21 protein-coding genes and 1 other RNA gene are annotated in these 24,135 nt (G+C 37.9%); 3 read left to right on the top strand and 19 right to left on the bottom strand.

What is annotated here, in order from left to right:
• Positions 1-3: 3 nt before the first annotated feature.
• Positions 4-621 carry a guanylate kinase gene (gene gmk / locus SFC32_RS04810; RefSeq protein ID WP_003063524.1) on the bottom strand — a complete coding sequence of 206 codons (618 nt, stop codon included), beginning with the start codon at positions 619-621 and terminating at the stop codon, positions 4-6.
• 160 nt (positions 622-781) lie between these two features.
• Positions 782-2,389, bottom strand: a complete 1,608-nt coding sequence (locus SFC32_RS04815; protein ID WP_039695894.1) for a ribonuclease Y — start codon at positions 2,387-2,389, stop codon at positions 782-784.
• A gap of 149 nt (positions 2,390-2,538) precedes the next feature.
• Here SFC32_RS04815 and SFC32_RS04820 point away from each other — a divergent pair, with 149 nt between their 5' ends.
• Positions 2,539-3,024, top strand: a complete 486-nt coding sequence (locus SFC32_RS04820) for an S-ribosylhomocysteine lyase (protein WP_039695895.1) — start codon at positions 2,539-2,541, stop codon at positions 3,022-3,024.
• A 90-nt stretch (positions 3,025-3,114) separates the two neighbouring features.
• Here the strand turns inward: SFC32_RS04820 and SFC32_RS04825 are convergent, their stop codons facing one another.
• The 6 genes from SFC32_RS04825 to SFC32_RS04850 form a co-directional block, all read right to left on the bottom strand.
• Complete coding sequence (locus SFC32_RS04825; RefSeq protein ID WP_411049371.1) at positions 3,115-3,879, bottom strand: (S)-acetoin forming diacetyl reductase; 765 nt, start codon at positions 3,877-3,879, stop codon at positions 3,115-3,117.
• A 147-nt stretch (positions 3,880-4,026) separates the two neighbouring features.
• Positions 4,027-5,541: a cell division site-positioning protein MapZ family protein gene (locus SFC32_RS04830; protein ID WP_411049370.1), complete on the bottom strand. Its 1,515-nt coding sequence runs from the start codon at positions 5,539-5,541 to the stop codon at positions 4,027-4,029.
• Between the two features lie 63 nt (positions 5,542-5,604).
• Positions 5,605-6,777, bottom strand: a complete 1,173-nt coding sequence (locus SFC32_RS04835) for a class I SAM-dependent RNA methyltransferase (RefSeq protein WP_039695898.1) — start codon at positions 6,775-6,777, stop codon at positions 5,605-5,607.
• A gap of 168 nt (positions 6,778-6,945) precedes the next feature.
• An RNA gene (gene rnpB, locus SFC32_RS04840) (RNase P RNA component class B) lies at positions 6,946-7,311 on the bottom strand.
• Between the two features lie 87 nt (positions 7,312-7,398).
• Positions 7,399-7,728 carry a cell division regulator GpsB gene (gpsB, locus tag SFC32_RS04845; protein WP_006531162.1) on the bottom strand — a complete coding sequence of 110 codons (330 nt, stop codon included), beginning with the start codon at positions 7,726-7,728 and terminating at the stop codon, positions 7,399-7,401.
• 127 nt (positions 7,729-7,855) lie between these two features.
• The gene (locus tag SFC32_RS04850; RefSeq protein WP_411049369.1) at positions 7,856-8,374 is read right to left on the bottom strand and encodes a DUF1273 domain-containing protein; all 519 of its coding nucleotides are present in this window, start codon (positions 8,372-8,374) and stop codon (positions 7,856-7,858) included.
• A 74-nt stretch (positions 8,375-8,448) separates the two neighbouring features.
• Between SFC32_RS04850 and recU the strand changes: the two genes are divergently transcribed.
• Together recU and pbp1a are read left to right on the top strand one after the other, a co-directional pair.
• Positions 8,449-9,057, top strand: a complete 609-nt coding sequence (recU, locus tag SFC32_RS04855) for a Holliday junction resolvase RecU (RefSeq protein WP_014334359.1) — start codon at positions 8,449-8,451, stop codon at positions 9,055-9,057.
• Positions 9,044-11,260, top strand: a complete 2,217-nt coding sequence (gene pbp1a / locus SFC32_RS04860) for a penicillin-binding protein PBP1A (protein WP_133017852.1) — start codon at positions 9,044-9,046, stop codon at positions 11,258-11,260. Before recU ends, pbp1a begins: the two co-directional genes overlap by 14 nt.
• Positions 11,261-11,345: 85 nt before the next feature.
• On the opposite strand, the gene pepC is transcribed toward pbp1a, so the two are convergent.
• The 11 genes from pepC to pbp2X all read right to left on the bottom strand — a co-directional run bounded on the left by pepC (position 11,346) and on the right by pbp2X (position 24,135).
• The gene (gene pepC, locus SFC32_RS04865; protein ID WP_133017851.1) at positions 11,346-12,683 is read right to left on the bottom strand and encodes an aminopeptidase C; all 1,338 of its coding nucleotides are present in this window, start codon (positions 12,681-12,683) and stop codon (positions 11,346-11,348) included.
• A 222-nt stretch (positions 12,684-12,905) separates the two neighbouring features.
• A complete protein-coding gene (nadE, locus tag SFC32_RS04870) occupies positions 12,906-13,730 on the bottom strand; it encodes an ammonia-dependent NAD(+) synthetase (protein ID WP_074869967.1) in 825 nt (274 codons plus the stop codon).
• Entirely contained in the window at positions 13,730-15,190 is a 1,461-nt protein-coding gene (locus SFC32_RS04875; RefSeq protein ID WP_074561296.1) for a nicotinate phosphoribosyltransferase, read from the bottom strand. The genes nadE and SFC32_RS04875 overlap by 1 nt, the downstream gene beginning before the upstream one ends.
• 247 nt (positions 15,191-15,437) lie before the next feature.
• Positions 15,438-16,352, bottom strand: a complete 915-nt coding sequence (gene trxB, locus SFC32_RS04880) for a thioredoxin-disulfide reductase (RefSeq protein WP_074603646.1) — start codon at positions 16,350-16,352, stop codon at positions 15,438-15,440.
• A gap of 66 nt (positions 16,353-16,418) precedes the next feature.
• Positions 16,419-16,643: a DUF4059 family protein gene (locus tag SFC32_RS04885; protein ID WP_039695906.1), complete on the bottom strand. Its 225-nt coding sequence runs from the start codon at positions 16,641-16,643 to the stop codon at positions 16,419-16,421.
• Between the two features lie 81 nt (positions 16,644-16,724).
• Positions 16,725-17,468 carry an amino acid ABC transporter ATP-binding protein gene (locus tag SFC32_RS04890; protein ID WP_074561298.1) on the bottom strand — a complete coding sequence of 248 codons (744 nt, stop codon included), beginning with the start codon at positions 17,466-17,468 and terminating at the stop codon, positions 16,725-16,727.
• Positions 17,468-18,271 carry an amino acid ABC transporter permease gene (locus tag SFC32_RS04895; protein WP_039695908.1) on the bottom strand — a complete coding sequence of 268 codons (804 nt, stop codon included), beginning with the start codon at positions 18,269-18,271 and terminating at the stop codon, positions 17,468-17,470. Before SFC32_RS04895 ends, SFC32_RS04890 begins: the two co-directional genes overlap by 1 nt.
• A gap of 14 nt (positions 18,272-18,285) precedes the next feature.
• A complete protein-coding gene (locus SFC32_RS04900) occupies positions 18,286-19,113 on the bottom strand; it encodes a transporter substrate-binding domain-containing protein (RefSeq protein ID WP_411049368.1) in 828 nt (275 codons plus the stop codon).
• A 192-nt stretch (positions 19,114-19,305) separates the two neighbouring features.
• Positions 19,306-20,649: a DEAD/DEAH box helicase gene (locus SFC32_RS04905; protein WP_074565088.1), complete on the bottom strand. Its 1,344-nt coding sequence runs from the start codon at positions 20,647-20,649 to the stop codon at positions 19,306-19,308.
• Between the two features lie 201 nt (positions 20,650-20,850).
• Positions 20,851-21,864, bottom strand: coding sequence for a phospho-N-acetylmuramoyl-pentapeptide-transferase (gene mraY, locus SFC32_RS04910; RefSeq protein ID WP_411049367.1), 1,014 nt, complete (start codon positions 21,862-21,864; stop codon positions 20,851-20,853).
• A 6-nt stretch (positions 21,865-21,870) separates the two neighbouring features.
• Complete coding sequence (pbp2X, locus tag SFC32_RS04915) at positions 21,871-24,135, bottom strand: penicillin-binding protein PBP2X (protein WP_074603658.1); 2,265 nt, start codon at positions 24,133-24,135, stop codon at positions 21,871-21,873.

A 24,135-nucleotide genomic window follows, 5' to 3' on the forward strand; every position in this document is an offset into this window, starting at 1 on the left:
CTTTTAGTCAATGTCTTTAATCATGTCGTTGTAACGTCCAATAACACGATCAACACGGAAATGTTCTGCTTCGATAATGCGTTTAACACGTTCAGCTGCCAAAGGCACTTCATCATTAACAACAGCATAATCGTATTCGCGCATCAAAGCAATCTCTTCTTTAGCACGTTCGATACGTTGGCGGATAACTTCTTCGCTATCAGTACCACGACCGACCAAACGATCTTTTAATTCGTCCAAATCTGGTGGAGTCAAGAAAATGAAGACACCATCTGGAACTTTTTTCTTAACTTGAAGAGCCCCTTGAACTTCGATTTCAAGGAATACATCGATTCCTTTATCGAGCGTTTCATTAACGTAAGTCAGTGGTGTGCCGTAGTAGTTGCCTACATATTCAGCATATTCCAACATTTGACCATTTTTAATAAGCTCTTCAAATTCTTCACGAGTTCGGAAGAAATAATCAACGCCATCAACTTCTCCTGGACGCTTTTGGCGCGTTGTCATAGAAACAGAATACTCAAATTTATGATCAGGTGTTGAAAAAATTTCTTGGCGAACTGTTCCCTTACCAACCCCAGAAGGTCCTGAGAAAACAATTAACAAACCACGTTCGGTCATGCCACTCTCCTTATTATAGACTACAAGTTAAGACTTGCTTTTTATCAATTAGACTACAGTCTAGTATATCAAAGATAAGGCTATATTTCAAGGGAATTTACAAGCTCCTTCACATTAAAAAGAAGCACATCTAAAACGTACTTCTTCTTGTCTATTTTCATTATTTTGCGTAATCGACTGCACGTAGTTCACGAATAACTGTAACTTTAATATTACCAGGGTAATCAAGGTTATTTTCAATTTTTTCACGAACTTTGTGTGCGATGATTGTTACCTCATCATCGGAAATTTTATTTGGTTGCACCATGATACGAATTTCGCGTCCAGCTTGCAAGGCATAGCTGTTTTGAACGCCATCGAAGCTCTTGGCAATTTCTTCCAAATCACGTAGACGTTTGATGTAGTTTTCCATAGACTCATTACGAGCACCTGGACGAGCTGAGCTAAGAGCATCGGCTGCTGCCACGATAACAGCAATGACACTTTCAGGTTCTACATCGCCGTGGTGACTTGCAATTGCGTTAACCACGATTGGGTTTTCTTTGTACTTACGAGCAAATTCTGCACCAATCTCAACGTGGCTACCTTCGACTTCACGGTCAATGGCTTTACCCATATCATGCAAGAAACCTGCACGACGAGCAAGCATTACGTTTTCGCCAAGTTCGCTAGCAAGAATACCAGCCATCTTACCAACTTCAACTGAGTGGCGAAGAACATTTTGACCATATGACGTTCTAAATTGCAAACGTCCCATAATTTTAATTAAATCAGGATGCAAGTTTACTGCACCGATTTCAAAAGCAGCAGCTTCACCATATTCACGAATGCGGTTATCCATTTCCAAACGGTTCTTTTCAACCAATTCTTCAATACGCGCTGGATGGATACGACCATCTTGAATTAGAGCTTCCAAGGTCATACGAGCAATTTCACGACGGATTGGATCGAATCCTGAAAGAACGACCACTTCAGGAGTGTCATCAATGATGACATCAATCCCTGTCAAACTTTCAAGGGTACGAATGTTACGTCCTTCACGACCAATAATACGACCTTTCATGCTATCATCAGGAAGATGAACGGTTGTAATGGTTTGCTCAGTAACGTATTCACCAGCCATTCGTTGCATGGCTTGAGCGAGAATGTTTTTGGCGAGCTTGTTAGACTTATCGCGAACCTCACGTTCAGCATCTTTAATACGAGTGGCAATTTCATGCGTCAAATTAGTTTCAGTTTCCGTCAAAATAATTTCACGCGCTTCTGCAATCGTCATCAAAGCTACACGTTCAAGTTCCGCTTTTTTCTGTTCTTCGAGTTCTCCGATTTGTTTTTCACGCTCATTAATGTGTCTAGATTTATCGGTTAGACTTTGTTCTTTGCTATCCAACACTTTTTCTTTGCTGGTTAGATTTTCATCCTTGCGATCAAGAGAAGACGCTCGTTCTGTCAAACGAGTCTCCATTTGTTTTAACTCTTGTCTTTCAGATTTAAATTCTTTTTCAATCTCTTCTCGATATTTTCTAGCCTCTTCTTTTGCTTCGATCAGTAATTCTTTGCGATGAGCTTTCGTTTCTCGCTCAGCTGATTTTCTAATGTGCTCAGCTTCTAATTCAGCCTTACCACGTAGATTCACAGCATCCTGTTCTGCATTTAAAAGAGTGAGTTCTGCAGCTTCTTTCGCAGACTTAAGTCTGATGGAAATCAGTGCATAACCAACTATCAAACCAATGAGGGCAAAAACAACCAAGATAATAATATTTGCCATGTTTTTACCTCAATAAAAATTTTAGATTTCATCTATAGAAAGCTACTTTCAAGTTTACCATAAATCGAGTTTTTTCACAATTTAAAATTGTAAAGCGTTTTACTAAAATTTATGATATGATTATTAGAGGAATAAAAAAGGAGTCTATTATGTCTAAAAAAGAAGTAACTGTAGAAAGTTTCGAACTTGACCATACAATTGTTAAAGCACCTTATGTCCGTCTTATTTCTGAGGAAGTTGGTCCTAAAGGTGATGTGATTACAAACTTTGATATTCGTCTTGTTCAACCAAATGAAAATGCTATTCCAACTGCTGGATTGCACACAATCGAACACTTGCTCGCTAAACTTATCCGTGAACGTATCGACGGAATGATTGACTGTTCACCATTTGGCTGCCGTACTGGTTTCCATTTGATTATGTGGGGCAAACACAACACCACTGAAATTGCCAAAGTCATCAAATCAAGTTTAGAAGAAATCGCTACTGTAACATCATGGGATGACGTTCCAGGTACTACTATCGAGTCTTGTGGTAACTACAAAGACCACAGTCTATTTACAGCAAAAGAATGGGCAAAACTTATTCTTAAAGATGGTATCTCAGACGATCCATTTGAACGTCACGTCATCTAATTCTTTTAAGTCAGCTAGCTGCTGGCTTTTTTCACATCAAAAAGGACAGAGAAATGATTTTCCCTGTCTTTTTTGGGCTTTATAGATGGATTAATGAAATTGCATACCACCATCCACAATAATAGTTTGTCCAGTGATGTAATCAGAATCTGGTCCTGCTAGAAAGCTAACAGCTTTAGCTACATCTTCTGGTTCAGATAAACGTTTTAGGGTAATATCTTTAGCAAAAGTTTGCATGCCCCATTCATCATCTTTACCAGCATTTTTACCAACTTCATGAGCAATATCAAACATCATCGGTGTTTTAACAATACCTGGTGCATAGGCGTTTACCGTAATGCCATAATCTGCCAAATCACGCGCTAGGGTTTGTGTGATACCACGAATAGCAAATTTACTACCGCCATAAATCGTTAGATTTGGATTACCAACGACACCAGCTTGTGAAGAAGCATTGATAATTTTACCGCCATGACCTAATTTTTTAAACTCAGCTAAAGCTGCTTGAGCACCCCAAATAGTACCACCGACATTAATGGCAAAAGTACGTTCGAAGACTTCTTCTGTGATAGTATTTAAAGGCGTTGTTGGTGCAACCCCTGCGTTATTAACAACTACCGACAAATCTCCGAAATGCTCAACAACCTGTTCAAAAGCCTTAGCAACTTCTTCACGTTTAGAAACATCTGCTACAACAGCGTAAGCAGCCTGTGGCGACAGTTCTTGAACAGCTTTTTCAGCAGTTTCTTGGTTATAATCCAAGATTCCAATCTTAAATCCATCAGCGTGAAGACGTTTAGCAATGGCAAAGCCAATTCCTTGACCTGCACCAGTAACAATGGCTACTTTTACCATAAATATCACCCCTTAATCTTTAAGTTAGGTTAATTATAGCGCTTACAAATTTTAGTGTCAAACTTTTTGAATCTTTTCACAGATTTTTTCATTACTTTGAAAATACAAACAAAAAAGGCGCCCTATTCTAGGAATCGCCTTTAAAAATTAATAATCCAAAGCGTCAGAGTGACCTGAACCATTACCTACAAAATAACCTGTTTTACAGTTAATTGAGAAGAGGTAAGTTCCGTCTTTTCTAAACATGTTATAGTAACCATTACCATTGATAATATTAACTTTTTCAAGAATATAGTCATTTCCAGAGAAATAACCACGAGCTTGTGATGTTGAAACGATTTTTTCAAGTACACCGTCACCAAATGTCCAAGCTGGATTATTTGAATCAGCAATCGCTGAGTCGTTATAAGGAACACGACTCTTATCTCGTTGAAGATTTGAATTATCAGATGCAGGCGCTGCTGGTTTAGCTTCAGCTGCTTTATCATTGCTTTCTGTCTGGCTGGCAGAGTTAGCAGCTGCTTGCGCTTGGCTACTTGATTGTGCTTTAGCCGCTAATTGATTTTTACCATCAGTAATCACTGATTGCAATAAATTATCCAAGTTAGCGTCACCTGTATTCAAAACATCACTAGATAAGCTGTCGAATTTGGCATCAGCTTTAACAGTTCCTGAAACTTTTTTACCATCAACAATAACATCTTTTTCAAACAAAGCGTTGATTGCTTTGATAGCTGTAATGTGAGCTGCTACAGTATCGTATTGTTTTTTAGCAGCATCATAAAAATCAGTACCTTTTAGGTCATCCAATTTTTCTTTTAGAACAGAAATCTTGTCAAATTCACTATTTTTCAACTTCGTTTTAGTATCATCAGTGAACAAAGCTGCATAAGCATCATCAAATGCTTTTTTAGCTTTTTTAGCTTTTTCTGCAGCACTTGAACTTGATGTCGTTTTTTTCTGGCTTGATGAAGTTGATGAGCTAGCTACTGTGGTTGTTGAATCTTTAGTGTAGTGTAGCGCATAACCTGCACCAAAAATAGCGACAACAAGAGCTGCTAAACCACCAATGATAACACGTTTTTTCTTAGATGTTGGTTTGCTATCATCAGCTGAAAGAGCAATTGAAGCAGCTTCTTTTTCAGTTTCTTTAACCTCTTTAGCAGGAGCAGCTACAGTTTCTTCAACTTCCGGAGTAGTTGTCTCTACTTCTGTTGCTGCTTTTTTTTCTGTGTCAACAGTTTCGACTGGTTCAGACTCAGGCTCAGGCTCAGCCTCAACCTCTTTAACTTCAGTCTCTTCAACGACTGGTTTGGCTACATCTTCTGATTCAACTTCTGATTTAGGGTCAGCAGTTTCCTCAAAAACGTCCTTGCTAACAATCCCGCTATTAACAAGTTCTTCACGTTGTTTTTTAATAAAGTTATCCAAAGCTTTTGTATCTAAATCTTCAAAATCAGATAACTTTGTTTCAAATTTTTGCGATGTTACTTCATCTCGGTGCTGTTTAATATACTTATCTAAAACGCCATCAGACTCAGTAATTCCAGCTTTCATTTCAGAATCTTTTCGAACAGCTTCTTCAATGGTTAGATTTTTAACATCTTCAAAGTTAAGCCCATCTTTTTCTTCAGAAGATGGCATGTCTTTTTTTTCTGACACGTTCTGGTCACCTCTCTAAATAAAATCTCAACTGCTTAACGATGTTGTTAAGCGCACTTTTCCTTACTTTTCTTTTGCTTGCGTGATAGCAGAGCGTTTAACACGTTCACCGTAAAATTGGTACAAATCAACTCTAAGAGTACCATTATACAATTTACGTTTTTTATCAGCTTGTGACCCGTATTTTCGTTCAAACTGTTCATCGCTGGTCAGAATAAATTTGCTCCATGTTTTAAGTGGTGCAAAGGTCTGTCCCATCTCATTATACAAGATGTCGACTGCTTTGTCATCAAGCAATCGCTCACCGTAAGGTGGGTTAGAAATGATAACACCGTTGATTTTATCGGTTTTCAAGTCTTGAAGACGCATTTGTTTCAATTTAATGACATCGCCAAGCCCTGCTTCTTCTGCATTTTTCTTAGCGATTTCAATCATGCGACCATCAATATCAAATCCTGAAATATCAAGCTCGATATCGTAGTTAGCTTTTTCTTCAGCCTCATCACGAACTTTTTGAACCAAATCAGCGTCAACCCAATTCCATTCTTCAAAAGCAAAGTCTCGATTAAAACCAGGAGCAATGTTCATCCCAATCATAGCAGCTTCAATACAAAATGTTCCAGAACCGCACGTTGGATCGATAAACGGTTTATCTGGGTACCAGTTTGACAACTCAATAATAGCAGCTGCCATATTTTCTTTAATCGGAGCGCCTCCTTTTTCCACACGGTAACCACGTTTAAAGAGACTAGCACCAGTGGTATCAATCATAACGGTTGCTTTATCTTTCAAAATAGATACTTCAATTCTGAATTCCGCACCATTTTCTTGCAAAGGAACACCATCTGGACGGTGGTAAACTTTTTGAAGTTTTTTTACAACTGCTTTTTTACTGATAGCTTGAACACTTGGCTCATTGTGCAATTTTGATTTGACACATTTTGCTTTTGAAATTGGGAATTTAGCACCTAAAGGCAAGTAGTTTTCCCAATCTAATTTATAAACTCCTTGGAATAATTCTTCAAAGGTACGTGCTGGAAATTCTCCAACAACAATTTTGACACGGTCAGCCGCACGAAGCCAAAGGTTTGTTGTAATAATCGTTCTAACATCCCCTTGAAAACGTACTTTACCATTTTCAACCTGGCAATCAATCCCTAAATCACGGATTTCGCGCCCAACAACAGCTTCAAGCCCTGCAGCTGCAGTCGCCACTAAATTAAATGTTTTTTTCATTCACACATTCCTATTTCATCAAAATACTTATCTATAAGTTTAACACGTTTTACTGGCTTATAGCTAGTAAAAATCAATTAATTTTCAAATACCAAATCAAGCCTCGATTTAGTATTAAAATACAAAAATAAAAGCTAGCCTAAGCTAGCTAGATACCTATATGCAATTTTCTATAAGCCATGTTTTGTTCCAGAGATAACTAGGTCTTATCTCCTTCGATAATCATCTGTCTACTGTTTCCAGTCAGGATAGATCGTTCGGATTCCTACTATCCCGTGCCCCTACCAAAGTTTGGGTTGCTAGCTTGAGGGGTTTACCGCGTTCCACTTCTCGAGTTTCCTCAAGAACTACGTCACTGTGGCACTTTTCAGAGCTATTTAGGCATATCAAAGACTTAGCCTTTTCACTCGCCGTAACATCAAAAGATGTCCCTAGGCTTATTAATTCACCTAGCACAAACACTACCGGCATCACAGCCAGTGCTAGCATGGACTTTCCTCATGGTATTAGAATACCACGCGATTATCCAAAAATTGCAATTTATCTTTCTTACCTTCGTAAAGGAAGATAAGTCACATACAAACTCATTTAATAACTTTGTCGAAACCGACTAAAAAGTTATTATTCAGTGATTTGTTTACCAAAAACTTCTTTTTCCAAACGACTAATACGTTTCAAAATATCGAAGTTTGTTGCAGTTTGAGCAACACGTGCGTGCTCAGCCTGTGGAGCAACATAAGAAGTTGCTGGTGCTGCTTTTGGTTTAGCAGCCAATTCTTGTTTTAATTTTTCATTTTCAGCACGTAGTTCTTGAAGTTGAGAAATATAAGATTCATAATCTTTGATAACATCATCAAGGAACTCGTCTACTTCTTTTTTATCGTAACCACGCATGCTGGTTTTGAATTCTTGTTCAAAAATGTCCTTAGGACTAAAAATAATACTTGCCATTCTATCTCTCTCCAAACAAAACTATTCTAGTTAACCTTCGAATATGAAAACGTCATATCAAGATATATGTTACAGAAAATTTAGTGAAAAATCAAGCATTTACCTTTAAATCATTATTAAAAATTCATTACCAATCTTCAAGGAATTCATTAAGGCGATCAAAGGTTAAATACTGGATAGGATAGTTACCTTTTTCTCGCATGACTTCTACCAGATATTTCAGATTTGTTTCATTTTCTGGATCATAAAAAAGGTAAGCACCGTCTGTATTATCTACTAAAAATTGATTGTACGCTCTAAACTGACTTGGATTTTCATACTCTTTATAGGAATACTTCACAAAATCCACCTGTTTGAACTCACTCAATTTGACTTGATTGGCTTCGTTCCAATTATGACCATGATTTTCAAAAGTAAAAATAGTAGCAATACTAAAATCATACTCCTCTTGGAGCTCTTTTGCAACCTGTAATGCCCAATATTCAAATCCAAGGTTTCCCATAAAGATTAACCAATCAACTCCTTCATCAAAATAACGATTCAAATCATGCCTAATCGCCTTCTTGATAATCTCGATTCGTTGGTCTTTTTCTTGAAAAATACCAAGTTCAAAACTCTTATAGCCCGTGACGAGAATTGCAGTCATAACCTGTTTCCTTTCTAAAAATATGTTATAATAGTAGTGCTTATATTGACTTAAGCATGAATGTTAGGAGTTTTATGGTTAATTACCCTCATCATCTTATTCGAAAACAAGCAGCCCCAGCTTCTAGGAAGAACACAAAATCAACGATTAACTTTGCTAATCGTGGGATGAGTTTTGAAGCAGCAATCAATGAAACTAATAATTACTACTTATCTCGTGATATTGCTGTCGTTCACAAAAAACCAACCCCAATTCAAATTGTAAAAGTTGATTATCCCAAAAGAAGCCGTGCCAAAATTGTAGAAGCTTACTTTCGCCAAGCATCCACGACCGATTATTCTGGTGTCTACAAAGGACGCTACATTGACTTTGAAGCGAAAGAAACGCGACAAAAGACTTCCATGCCCTTAAAAAACTTCCACGCTCACCAGATTGAGCACATGGAACATGTCTTAAAGCAAGACGGCATCTGCTTTGTACTACTTCACTTTTCGACACTTAAGGAAACTTATTTCTTACCTGCTAGTGCTCTAGTAGACTTTTACCAAATCAACCTCGGCACCAAATCCATGCCACTTGATTATATCAGAAAAAATGGGTATATGGTGACAACAAGTTCACTCCCTCAAGTTCCTTATTTGGACATTATCGATCAAAAAATATTAGGCGGTGATCACAATTAAAAAGAAAACAACAAAACACAGACGAACAAGCAATCCTGCATCTAAAGCAACTGCTCTTAAGGTGCTAAAATACGGTTTAATCACTCTGATGTCTTTGGTTGTTGCTGGTTTTCTAATTGGTGGCTCAATCTTTGCATTCTATGTTAGCAGCACACCAAAACTAACAGCAGCTAAATTATCATCAACTAACTCAAGTCTGATTTATGATACCAACGGAACCTTAATTGCTGACTTGGGTTCTGAAAAACGTGAGAGCGTATCAGCTAACAGTATTCCATTGAACTTGGTTAATGCAGTGACTTCTATCGAAGATAAACGTTTCTTCAAGCACCGTGGTATCGATGTTTACCGTATCCTCGGAGCAGCGCTAAATAACTTCACAAGCTCTAGCACACAAGGTGGTTCAACACTTGACCAACAGTTAATCAAATTGGCTTACTTCTCAACAAGTGAATCTGACCAAACCTTGAAACGTAAAGCTCAAGAAGCTTGGCTAGCTCTTCAAATGGAACGTAAGTATACCAAAGAAGAAATTCTTACCTTCTACATTAACAAAGTGTACATGGGTAACGGTAACTACGGTATGCTAACAGCAGCTAAATCTTACTACGGTAAAGATTTGAAAGATTTGTCTATTGCACAGTTGGCTTTGCTTGCTGGTATTCCTCAAGCACCAAGTCAATATGATCCTTACACAAATCCAGAAGCTGCTCAAAACCGTCGTGATACTGTTCTTGCTGAAATGTATGAAGATGGTAACATTACAAAATCTGAATACGATACAGCTCGTGCTACTCCAGTCACAGATGGTCTGCAAACACTAACTGAATCAACAAGTTATGAACCTTATCTTGATAACTACATCAAAGAAGTTATTCAAGAAGTAAGCGACAAAACTGGTCAAGATATCTACTCAGCTGGTTTGAAAGTTTACACAAACGTTGATACAGAAGCTCAAAAATACCTCTGGGATATCTATAACACTGACTCTTACGTCTATTATCCAGATACAGATTTACAAGTTGCTTCAACTGTTGTTGACGTAAGCACTGGTAAAGTTATTGCTCAACTTGGTTCACGTAACCAAGATACAACCGTTTCACTCGGAACTAACCAAGCCGTTCTAACTGACCGTGACTGGGGTTCTACAATGAAACCAATCACAGACTATGCTCCAGCGATTGAAAATGGTGTCTACACAAGTACTGCTGCTGTCACTAGCGATAGCAAATACTACTGGCCAGGCACTTCAACTCAAATTTATAACTGGGACCGTCAATACTACGGCAACATGACCATTCAAACCGCTATCCAACAATCACGTAACGTACCAGCGGTTAGAGCTCTTGAATCTGTCGGCTTAAATAAAGCTAAATCATTCTTGGAAGGTCTTGGCATTTACTACCCACAACTTTATTACTCGAATGCCATCTCAAGTTCAACAAGTGATTCTAGCCAAAAATACGGTGCAAGCAGTGAAAAAATGGCTGCTGCCTATGCCGCATTTGCTAACGGTGGAATCTACTACGAACCACAATATGTCAACAAAATCGAATTCAACGATGGTACAAGTAAATCATTTAGCGCATCTGGTAGCCGTGCCATGAAAGAAACAACAGCTTACTTGATGACTTCAATGATGAAAACTGTTTTGACATACGGTACTGGTACGAGAGCTGCTCTCCCAGGTATCTACCAAGCTGGTAAAACAGGTACATCAAACTACTCAGATGATGAACTTGCTGAAATCGAAGAATCAACTGGCATTTACAATAGTGCTGTCGGAACAATGGCTCCCGATGAAATGTTTGTCGGATACACACCACAGTACTCAATGGCTGTTTGGACAGGTTATAAAAACCGTATGACACCAATTTACGGTAACGGTCTAAACGTTGCAGCTGATGTTTACAAAGCTATGCAAAGCTACCTCAACGAAAAATATGGTAGCGGAAGCGAAGACTTTGAAGTTCCTAAAGGTGTTTACACAAGCGGCGGCTATGCTTACTTAAGCGGCTCAAGTAATTACACTTATTCACCATCATCAAGCTCAGTCTACAGCAACATCTATGGTTCAAGCTCAAGCTCTTCTGAAGAAGCTTCATCTAGTCAATCATCTAGCGAAGATACTTCATCAACAGAAGCTAGCTCAGAAAGCAGCGAATCTACTGATACTAACAGCAGCACTGAAGGTAACGAATAATAAAAAATCACCCCTGCTTAGTCAGAGGTGATTTTATTGTGCCAAAAAACGCTAGCTGATATCAGCTAACGTTTTTAGTTTTATATTATTTGCTTGCAAGAGCTCCCATTGGATCCCAAGGTGCAAGAACGATTGGTTCAGCTTCATAAGCAGCGCGTTCTTCTGCTGTCAAGAATTCTTTACGTACCACGATTTGGTATGTGAATTCATCCATCCAAGCATCTGAAGCAACAAAGTAACCTTTGTTACCAACTTTATCTCCCCATGAATTTTCAACTTTCCATTTAAGAGATTTGCCATTTTCGTCCAAATCAACACCTGTAAGGACCATAGCGTGTGTCATCAAGCTTTCGCTGTAATCAAGACGACCTGCTTTATCTTGTGTGAAGTTGATATCCATAGCTGTTTCAAAATCGTAAACATTTGTTGCCATGATACCTTTTTGGCGGTCTGAAATTTGGCCAACATCAGAACCAAACCAAACAGTTTCACCAGCTTGCATTTGCGCGATAGCCAATTCTTTGAAACGTTCCATATCAAGGTTGATGTAACGAACATCACGGCTACCAACCACGTTACCAAGCATTTCAACAGTGTATGATTTACCATAAGGTTTGTCAGCTGTTGGGGCATTGATAACTGATACGTATTCAGAAAGATCTAAACCAACATATTTTTTGAAGAATTCTTGTGGTGTGATATTTTTATCTGAATGATAGTTATTGTCTTTATCACGGTAAGCAAAATCAAATGTACGTGGTGGCAAACCAAGGTTGATAGCTAAGAAATTGAAGACTTCTTGAAGAAGAGCTTCTTTTTTAGTTTGAACAGCTTTGTCATCAGCGCCTGCTGCAATTGCTTCACGCAAAATTTGTGCATCTTGACGCAACAATTTGTTAAGGTATTGGTTCAATTCACGACTGTTGCTTGATGAAATTGATTCTGGGTAAGCAGCTTTTGGCACAACACCGTATTTTTCAAAAAGAGCAACAACCATATCCCATTGACCACCATCTTGTTGTGGCACATCAAGTAAGAATTTTACTTTACGGCTACCAAGTTCTTGGTCAGCTGTTGCAATAACTTGTTCTAAGAACCAGTTTGATTTTTCGTATTTGTCCCAGAAGAATGTGTGAGCTTGAGAAAGTTCGAAGTTTTCCAAGTTAAGGTCTGAGATCATTTTATGACGGAAAGTATTAAGAGCTGCAAACATCCAGCAACGACCTGAAGCTTTTTGGTTAGCAACTTTATCTTTTGTTAAATCAATTGAAAAAGCGTGGTCGTTTTCCATTTCACTTTGACGTGTTTCAAGAGATTTTAACAACCCATTGTGAGTTACAGCATTTTCAACAGCACGCAATTTGCTATCAGCTTGAAAATCAGCAAATAGCTTATCAGTAAATGTTGATGATAATTCTGACATAATTCCTCCTATAATGTGGCTAAGTTCTCATGTAATATTTTCTGACTTAACCTAACTTAACTAATAACCATTATAACGCTTATTAGGCATTTTTCAAGAGAAATTGTAGAACTTTTTGAAACTTTCAAAAAAATGTGTAAACTTTCATAACAATATATGTCAGAATTTTCAAACAATAAAGTCAAACAAAAAAGCCCAAATAGGGCTTTTAATTTTGAAATATTATTTCCAGAAATCGTCAAATACTGTAATTGGTAGGTGACGTTTGTGTTCTGTTTTATTCCACCAGTTTTCGATTTTGGCTTGTGCTTCTGGTGAAACTGTTTTACCTTCAAGGTAATCATCAATATCATTGTAAGTAACTCCTAGAGCTACTTCATCAGCGATACCAGGACGATTTTCTTCCAAATCAGCTGTTGGAATTTTTTCGTAGATAGCTGGATCTGCACCAAGTTCAGCCAATAATTGTTTACCTTGACGTTTGTTAAGGCGATAAAGTGGAATCACGTCAGCACCACCATCACCAAATTTTGTAAAGAATCCAGTGATGTTTTCTGCAGCGTGGTCAGTACCGATAACAGCACCGCTATTTGCACCTGCTACAGCGTATTGAGTAATCATACGTTGACGAGCTTTGATGTTCCCTTTGTTAAAGTCAGAAACGTCAATACCAGCTTTTTCAAGTTCATGAACTTGTCCATCAACAGCTTCTTTGATATTTACAGCAATGCTAACATCTGGTTTTATGAATTTAAGTGCACGTTGTGCATCTTCTTCGTCAGCTTGAACACCGTATGGCAAACGAACTGCGATGAATTTATAGCTGTCATCACCAGTTTCAGCACGCAATTCTTCCATAGCGATTTGTGCCAAACGTCCTGCCAAGCTTGAATCTTGACCACCAGAAATACCAAGCACATAAGATTTCAAGAAAGAATGTTTTTTCATGTAATCTTTCAAGAAATCAACAGACACACGGATTTCTTCTTTAGGGTCAATACTTGGTTTAACACCCAATTCTGCAATGATTTTTTCTTGTAATGTCATTACTTAACTTCTCCTTTTTGTTGAGCTTCTTTGCGAATACGGTCGATAAGATCCATTTTGTTTTGCCAAACTTCTTGTGACAAGTCAACTGGATAATCTTGTGGGTTAAGTAGACGTTTGTATTCGTCCCAAAGTTTGTCGTATTCTTTGCGAGCATAATCTTGGATTTCAGCAAGTGTTGGCAAATCGTAAACCAATTCACCTTTATCAAAGATATCAACAAGAAGAGGAACAGCTTCAAAATCTTTTACTGTTTTATTGATGTAAGTGTATGTTGGGTGGAACATGTAAACTTCATCAAGTTGGTTAACATCTGTATCAGTGAAAGTGATGTAGTCACCTTCTGTTTTATTTCTTTCGCGACTTGTGATACGCCAAACTTGTTTTTTACCTGGTGTAGACACTTTTTCAGCGTTGTTAGACAATTTGATAGTGTCTTGCATCACACCATTTTCATCTTCGATTGAGACGATTTTGTAAACAGCACCAAGAGCTGGTTGGTCATAAGCTGTGATAAGTTTTGTACCAACACCCCAAACGTCAATTTTGGCTTTTTGCATTTTAAGGTTAAGAATGGTATTTTCATCCAAATCATTTGAAGCGTAAATTTTAGCATCTGGGTAACCTGCAGCATCCAATTGTTCGCGGATTTTTTTAGACAAGTAAGCCATATCACCAGAGTCGATACGAACTCCAAGGAAGTTAATCTTGTCGCCAAGTTCATTGGCTACACGGATAGCTGCTGGAACACCCAAACGAAGTGTATCATAAGTATCAACCAAAAAGACGCAATCTTTGTGAGTGCCTGCGTAAGCCATGAAGGCTTCATAGTCATCACCGTAAGCTTGAACAAGAGCATGTGCATGTGTTCCAGACACTGGAATATCAAACATTTTACCAGCACGAACATTTGATGTGGCATTAGCACCACCGATTACAGCAGCACGTGTTCCCCAAATTGCTGCATCCATTTCTTGAGCACGACGACTACCAAATTCTAGCAATGGTTCATCATTAATAACTGAACGGATACGAGCAGCTTTTGTGGCAATCAACGTTTGGAAGTTTACGATGTTAAGCAAAGCTGTTTCAACCAATTGACATTGTGCCAAAGGTCCTTCCACTTGGACGATTGGTTCATTAGCGAAAACAAGGTCACCTTCTTGAGCTGAACGAATGGTTAATTCTAATTTAAAATCTTTCAAATAAGCGATGAAATCAGCTGGATAACCTAAATCTTCTAAGTAAGCAATATCTGTTTCTGTAAAACGAAGGTTTTTAAGATATTCAACCATACGTTGCAAACCAGCAAAAACAGCATAGCCATTTGAAAATGGTTCTTTACGGAAAAAGACTTCAAAAACCGCTTTACGGTTGTGAATGCCTTTATCGAAATAAACTTGCATCATATTAATTTGATACAAATCTGTGTGGAGAGTTAAACTATCATCTTGATACATGTGGTATCCCCTTTTTAAAAATATCGACCCAATGCTAGTCTTATTGCATCTGGTTTTACCAACCTTTGCTAGCATCTGTCAAAAGATTAATTATCCCCCATATTATAGCACAATTACGAGAGACTGGCTAAAACTTTGTGAGGTTTTGCGCAAAGATTTGAAAAAAATCTGACTTTCAGAAAAGTTTTTCACTTCCTTTCTTCCTTTTCAGCTACTAAAAAAGCCGAGATAAAATCTCAGCTTTTTATTATTTCATATTTTCGATATATTGATAAACACCTTGTCCAGCAATAGCACCATCACCAACTGCTGTTGTGATTTGACGGAGTTCTTTCTTACGCACATCACCGATAGCAAAGATACCTGGAATAGCTGTCTTCATGTGGTCATCTGCGATAACCCAACCAGCTTCATCTGTAATACCAAGTCCTTCAACCATTTTTGAAACTGGGTCAACACCAACGTAGATGAAAATACCACCAAACTCATGTTCACTGATTTCACCAGTTTTAACATTTTCTACAACAACACCTGAAACCTTGATATCATTTCCTTTGATTTCTTTAACAACGGAATCCCAGATGAAATTGATTTTCTCGTTAGCAAAGGCACGGTCTTGCAAAATCTTTTGCGCGCGTAGTTCATCACGACGGTGAATAATGGTTACCGATTTTGCAAATTGTGTTAAATAACCAGCTTCTTCAACAGCTGAGTCACCACCACCGACAACTAATAAATCTTGGTTACGGAAGAATGCTCCATCACAAACTGCACAGTATGACACCCCACGGCTTGTGTACTCTTCTTCACCAGCTACGCCAAGAGCACGGTTTTTAGCACCAGTCGCCAAAATAATTGTCTTAGCCTCATAAGTAGCATCTTCAGTGATGACGCGCTTAACATCGCCAGCATCTTCAATGCTTTTGACGATACCATAAATATTTTCCACGCCAAATTTTTCAAGCGGTGCATGCATTTTCATTGACAATTCTGGTCCAGAAATGTGATCGTAACCTGGGTAGTTTTCAATTTCTGATGTATTATTCATTTGCCCACCAGGAGCACCTTGTTCAATAATACCAACTTTAAGGTTAGCACGTGCGGCATAAAGCCCAGCAGTCATCCCTGCAGGACCTGAACCAATAATTAATGTATCGTACATGTATTTTTTACCTCGTTTTATCGATTATTTTTCTATTCTATCAAGCTCATCTCTAAAACACAATTATTATGCTTTAAACATCAATAAAATGGCCATAAAAGCAAAAGAAAGAACTGGAATGACCATAATAGATATCATCAAAATATCATACAAAAAAGCTTGGCGTTCTTTGGCTGTTTTATCATATTTGCGTCTAGCTCGCCAAAAATTCCAAAAAACACCAACTAAAAAAACACTGATAATTGATAAAAGTAATCCCTGAATATAGAGACTAAAAATTTCTAAAAACATATTTCACCTTGCACTCGTATTCTATTTTGCTCTAAAAAAGCTGAAAAAACTTTCAGCTCTTATTATATCAAATCTGTGTCTTTAAATATACGTTTTTGTATAATTTGCAAAGAATTCTTTGGTTCTTGCTTCTTTGGGATGTTTAAAAATCTCTTCTGGTCGACCAGCTTCAAGAATACGTCCCTTATCCAAAAAGAGAACTTTATCAGCTACTTGATAAACAAAATTCATATCATGGCTCACCAAAATCATGGTTTGTCCTGCTTTTGCAGCATCTGCAATTGATTTTTCCACTTCTCCGACCAACTCTGGGTCAAGGGCAGAAGTAGGTTCATCTAAAAGAAGGACATCAGGTTTCATGGCAAGGGCTCGCGCTAAAGCCACGCGCTGCTTTTGCCCACCAGATAAATGCCTTGGGTAATGATTCTCACGATCAGACAACCCAACTTTAGCTAATTCTTCTTTAGCAATCTTAGTTGCCTCAGCATCTGATAGTTTTTTGACAATCTTTAAGCCTTCTTTGACATTTTCAAGTGCGGTGCGGCGTTCAAAAAGGTTAAATTGCTGAAAAACCATAGCCAGTTTTCGACGCAACTCAAGCACTTCTTCTTTGGTGATATTTTGAAAATCAACTTTGAAATCATCGATAGCAATGCTACCATAATCCGCTTGCTCTAAATAATTCAAACTACGTAAAAACGTTGACTTTCCTGCTCCAGATGCTCCAACAAGGGCCAAGACTTCACCCTTTTTAATAGCCACATCTAAACCATCTAAAACCTTCTGACCAGAGAATGCTTTTGTTAAATTTGAAATCTTAATCATTAGCGAATATCTCCTGTTATCGTATCTTGGCTTATTTTTGGAGTATCAATAGCCATTTTTTTCTCAATTAAACGCCCAATTTGTTCGATAATAATACTGATAACCCAGTAAACCAGAGCGACAGAAATATATCGTTCAAAGTAACGGTAATCTGACCCACCTAAAATCTGAGCTTGGGCAAACATTTCAACAATTCCAGCATTAAAGGCTAGTGATGTTCCTTTGGTCAAGCCAATTAAACTATTAATCAAAGTTGGTGTGGCAATCACTGCAGCATTTGGAATAATCACACGGCGATAAACTTGAAACGAAGTCATTCCAAGACTACGCGCAGCTTCGATTTCACCAACATTTACAGCTTGAATGGCCGCACGAATGGTCTCACTGGTGTAGGCAGCTTCATTAAAAGCAAAAGCTGTCACAGCAAAGACCGATGCAGGAATAGCATTGATATTCCAGTCAAATCCGTATTTTAGTTTAAGAAATTTTAAAAAGAGTGGGATGCCGTAGTAAGTCAGCATCAACTGAACCAAAATCGGTGTTCCACGTAAAAAACTGACAAAAACAGCTTGAATAGGATACAAAACTTTAGGACGATTGATTTTCACAATAGCAAAGACTAAAGCTAAAATCAAACCAAAGAAAGCACCTGCTAAAGTCAAGCCAAGAGTTGTTGGCAAATGTCCCAACAAATCAGGGATGGCATCAAAGACCGCACGCCAACTAAAGAGCTGACCTTCAGGAATTTTTTCAACTAACTTATCATACCAAGATAAGCCAGTTGTAAGTATTATAAAAGACATGAATACTCCTTCTTTTAAGATTTAACAGATGAGACGAAATCTCCACCAAAGTAAGTTTGACTTAATTCAGCTAACGTTCCATCTTCTTGTAGAGTTTTAAGGCGTTTATTAACGAATGCTTGCAGTTCTTTACCATCACTAGTATCAGCGAACAAGAGATATTCTAGTCCATCGTTTTCACCACCGACTTTTTCTTTAACATTAGTTACTGTTAAATTAAAGCCTTGGTCTTCAACCAAATAATTTGATGAAATGGCGTCGTAAAGAATAAAATCAATCGTTCCATTTTCAATGTGTTGAACACGTGTCGTTAAACCAGTTGAGCTTGCAGCATACTTGATTTTAATCGGTTCTTTATCTGGATTATCCTTGTTCCATTTTTCCAAAACTTGCGAGTAATTTGACCCTGAAATAACTTCCGTTTTTTTGCCTGATAAATCATCTAAACTATCATAGCTTGTCCCTTCAGCACTCGTAATCGCATAATTGGAGTGTGAAATTGGATCTGAGAAAAGGTATTTTTGCGCACGCTCTTCATTGTAATTAAAATCATTTGCCGCAATTTGATAACGGTCTGCATCCACACCCGTCAAAATAGAATCAAAAGCTGTTGTCACAAACTCCACTTTGTATTCCTTTGAGTCCTTGAAAATAGCTTTTACCACATCGATATCATAACCTTTAAAGGCTTTATTTTCCTTATAAGTAAATGGTGCTGTGTCTGAATCAGTCGCTACTTTGATGACCTTTTTACCACCAGATTGCGTTTGAGTTGAGCAAGCTGAAAGCACCAAAGCAACTACCGCTAAAAAGGCTACTGTTAAAAGGTTTGTCTTTTTCATCTCTCTTCCTCTTTTCTAATCATCTTTGTTACAGTCTACCAAACTTAGAGGCGCCTGCCCAATATATATTTTCTATGACCTTGATAGAGAAAAACTATCATGAGATCGAGCTAAGTTCTTGACACGATAGTCTAATTTTTTATTTGAGCCTAAAAAATAGCCTGAAACTTTTGTTTCAGACTACTTTTGATATTAGAAAGTTTGTTTTCTTGCTTTACGTTCGGCACGCCCTTTAGCACGGTTAGCGGCACGGCGTTCGCGTTTGCGTTTTTCATCAACTTTCCATTGAATTTTTTTCTTGTAACCAGGTTTGATTTTTTTCTTTTTCTTCTTAACCAAACCAATCATTTCAGTATCAAGTTTTTGATATGATTTTTCACGGTTGGCACGGCGATCACGATCATAAGTATCTTGGAATTCACCATTTTTAAGCATTTTTGGTACAAATTTAATGCCTAATTTTTCAAGTTCACGAATATCTGAATCGTCACTTGGTTGGTAAAGAGTAATAGCAATACCATTCAAACCATTACGTCCTGTACGTCCAACACGGTGAACAAAGAATGACAAATCTTGCGGAATCGCATCGTTGATAACGTGACTAACCCCTTCAATATCAATCCCACGCGCTGCCAAATCTGTTGCCACGATGTATTCGTAAGACAGTTTTTTGATTTGGTTCATCGTACGTTTACGTTCACGTGGTGGAATACCACCGTGGATTTTAGCAACTTTCAAACCATTTGATACAAGGTAGCTGTGCAATTCATCCGCACGTTCTTTGGTGTTCACGAAAATCATAGCAAGGTATGGGTTAAGAGCTTTTGTGATTTCCAAAATTTGAGCATTTTTATCACGACCTTTAGTGGATACCAACCAGTTATCGATGGTATCTGCGATAACTGTTGTTGTTTTGATTTTTTCCATGACAGGATTTGTCAAATATTTCTTCAAGAACGGTTGCAATTTTTGTGGAATAGTTGCTGAGAAGACCAAAATTTGAACATCTTTTGGCAATGTGCTAGCAATCTTATCAACCGTATCAAGGAATCCCATATCAAGCGTCATATCAGCTTCATCAACGACAAAAGTGTGTGCCTTGTAGATTTCAAGGTCGCCAGATTTAACCAAATCATAAATACGACCAGGTGTTCCGATGACGATATGTGGTTGAGATGATTTTAGTTTCTCAATTTGACGAAGTTTATCTGTCCCACCAACATAATTTGCTACACGGATTTCTGCTTCAGATTTATCCGCAATTTGTTTTGTAGCTTGATAGATTTGTGTTGCCAATTCACGGCTTGGTGCTGTGATAACAACTTGAACGTTGTCGCTTGTTTCATCCAATTTTTCAAAGATAGGTAGCAAGAAAGTGTGTGTTTTCCCTGAACCTGTTTTAGATTCACCTACCAAATCACGACCTGAACGTACAACAGGAATTAATTTTTGTTGCACTTCTGTCGGATTTTTGAATTTAAGCTCTGCAAGTGCCTCACGGATGTAGGGCTTAAAATTAAAATCGTTAAAAGACATGTTTTACCTCAATTTCTTATCTCATCAAGTGTTACTTGAAATTTCTCTATATCTGTTTATCGTTTCATCCCTAGCTAAGAGCTGCTAGGTGAATTTTTTCATTCCTTTCTATTATATCATTAAAAGGGGGATTAAAGCAAAGCACTATGCGCTTTAAGAACTAAAAAAACGAGCTGAGAATTTCTCAACTCGCTTTCCTTATTATAAGACATAAAGGAAAATCAATGTGAGGATGCTTGCGATAGCTCCAACGCTCCACAAGAAAGCATCAACTTTCCATTCAGACCATTTTTCTGATTTTCCAGACAAACCACCAAGCTCCAAATGATGGTGGAATGGTGTCATACGGAAGATACGATGACCTTCACCATATTTTTTCTTAGTGTATTTAAAGTAAGATACTTGAAGCATTACTGAAGCTGTTTCAAAAACGTAAACAAATCCAATGATTAGCAATGTCCATTCTTGACGAAGGGCAATTGAAATTGCAGCAAGCATCGCACCCAGTGCCAAGCTTCCCACATCACCCATGAAGACCTTAGCTGGTTTGTGATTGAAAACAAAGAAACCAAACAAAGCACCAATCATAGTGACAATAATCAAAAGTACGTCAAATTGTTTTTGAACAACTGCGATAACACCGTAAGCTGCTAAACTAATAGCTACTGAGATTGAAGCCAATCCATCAATCCCATCAGTCAAGTTAACCGCATTTGAAAATCCAACAATCCAGAAAAGAACAAAGGCAACATAAAGAACGCCAAGGTGCAAATCAAATCCAAAGACATTCAAGTCATCTGTTCCACTTGGACGCACGTGAACAAAATAGAAAATCAAACCACCAATAATTTGCAAACTCATTTTTTGCCAAGGTGTCAAACCTTCATTGATTTGTTTAAAGATTTTCAAGAAATCATCAAGGAATCCAACAATTCCATAAATCAAAAGAACCATTAAAATTCCTACGGTTGCTCCCATTGAAGCACCAGCTTGTCTTTCAATAAAGAAACTAAAGACAAGACTAACAAGAATGGCAACTGTTAGAAAGACTGTCCCACCCATTGTTGGTGTTCCAGCTTTAGCCAAATGCTGTTTGACATCCTCGTGCATTTGTTGCCCACCAATTTTTTTCAATTGATAAATACGAATAAAATGCGGCATAGCAAATACTGTCAAGGCAAAGGCGACAATACCTGCAATTAAACTTAAAAACATTTTAGTTTAGTCTCCTAAAGTAATTTTAATTTTTTTGACTTTGTCAATATCTTTTCCGGTATCGACACTTTGCTTAGTGACTTTTGAACCAGAGCCTTTAATGGTTACTTTGATTCCAGTCCACTTCGCAAATTTTTCAACATTTTCTTTCGTCCAGCCATACATGTCTGGCATTGTTTTTAATTTTCCTGTCCAAAGCAGCACTTGTTCATTTTGTGAAAGGTTGCTACCGACTTTTTTAGACATTTTCTTAATTTTGCTACCTGACCCAACGACAACTGGTTGAACAAGATTATTACGAAGTTCCTGAGCGGTATCACCAGGTGCTTTTCCGATATAATCTTTCAATTGGTATTTGGTTTCTGTATCTGTACCAGTCACGGCTGTACTTGTCAAAGTATCTTTAATCATCATAGCACGTTCAAGTACTGGGTTTACAACATCTTTCCAGAAATTACGTTTGAAAGTTGTTGTGGGTTGTTGAAGAGTGACGTACATGATGAAATCAGGATCATCTGATGGCACCATGGCAACAACTGAGTTGATGTAATCATTGTCACCTGTCAAATAGCCTCCACCTTGATCGGCAGGTGCCGCAATTTGGGCTGTACCAGATTTGACGGCAACAGAGTAATCACCGACTTGAATAACCGGTGCCCCTTCCGTGCTATCATACAAGGTACCAAATTGTGAATCTGTACCAACCGTTACCATGTAATCAAGTGTTTGATTAGCAGCATTTTCTGAGACAGGTTTACCAGAGATTTCAGCTGACGCTTTACGGGCTGTATTATTATTTGGGTCGTAAATTTGACTAATAAATTGTGGTTCAAGCATAACCCCTTTATTAGAAATCGCAGAAAAGGCACGAAGCATTTGAACTTGTGTCACACCAATACCTTGACCGAAAGCACTCATGGCAATGGTTACTTCATTGTCTGATGGTAACAAGCCACTACCTTCATTAACCATACCAAAACGTGTTGGGTAACCAAACTTAAACTTAGACAAGTAGTTTAGCCATTTGTCATTACCCATTTTTTGTTCAAGACTTGTCATAGCAACGTTACTTGACCAAGCAAACCCTTGAGCATACGTCATATATTGAACAGAAGTATTACCTTCATTGACGTTCCAGTCATTGATTTTTGTATCAGCAACTGTAATACCGTTGATTGTTGAAATCACTTCATTTGGCGTAAAAATACCATCATCGATAGCTGAGGCAAGTGTCATTACTTTCATGGTTGACCCTGGTTCATAATAACTTTGATATAGAAGGGTATTCCATGTTTTTAGGTTATCTTCATTATAACCTTCCATTGTCTGTGCATTATAAGTTGGACGTTGTGTCGTTGCTAAGATTTCTCCTGTCTTAGCATTAACCACTGTCGCACTGGCATATTTACCTTGAGCATCATTTTGGAAAATATCCATTTGTGACTCAAGATAAGATTGCAATGGTTCAGAAAGTGTTGTGTAGACATCTTTTCCATCAACAGCACGTTTAACAGTCGTTTCCGTACCAAGTAACAAGTTACCATTTTTATCTTTTTGATAGGTTACTTTTCCGTCTGACCCTGATAGCACATCGTTTAATGAGGCTTCTAAACCTGATGTTCCGACAAGGCTTGATGTTTTACCATCTTTGTTTTCTTTTAATTGGGCAAGTCCTAAGAATTGCGAAGCAAAGACACCATTTGGATACATACGTCCAGGTGTTGATTCAAATCCAATTCCCTTAATTCCAGCGTCCTTCATAGCTGTTTCAATTTCTGATTTCTTACTGTATGATAAACCAGACCCTGAACTTCCGAATGACACTTGGAAAAGCCCACTTTGATTCAATTGTTTTAAGACTTCGTCTTTATCAATACCGATTTGGGCATTCAAAATCTCAGCAACTTTATCGTATTGAGATTTTTTAACGTAGAGTTTTTCACCAGTTGTTGACACATAAGATTTCGAAATAATAGCATAAACACTATAAGTTGTCGAATCCTCAGCCAGTGCAACACCATTACGGTCATAAATCGTACCACGTTTGGCTTGAACCGTCACTGTTTGTTGGTAAACATCTGAGGCTTCTTTAGATAAATTATGACCAAACTTGGTATCTGTTCCCACAATAATCGCGAAATTGATAATAAACACAAAGAAAAGGAAGACTGCCAAAATCATCAGATTTTGACCAACACGCTCGCGATTCTTATCGGGTGTGCGTCTGTCCTTTACCACATAGTCTAAAAAACGATTCATTAATTTTTTCAT

This window comes from Streptococcus sp. TATVAM-FAB8 (assembly GCF_046592795.1).
Lineage (GTDB): Bacteria > Bacillota > Bacilli > Lactobacillales > Streptococcaceae > Streptococcus > Streptococcus ruminicola.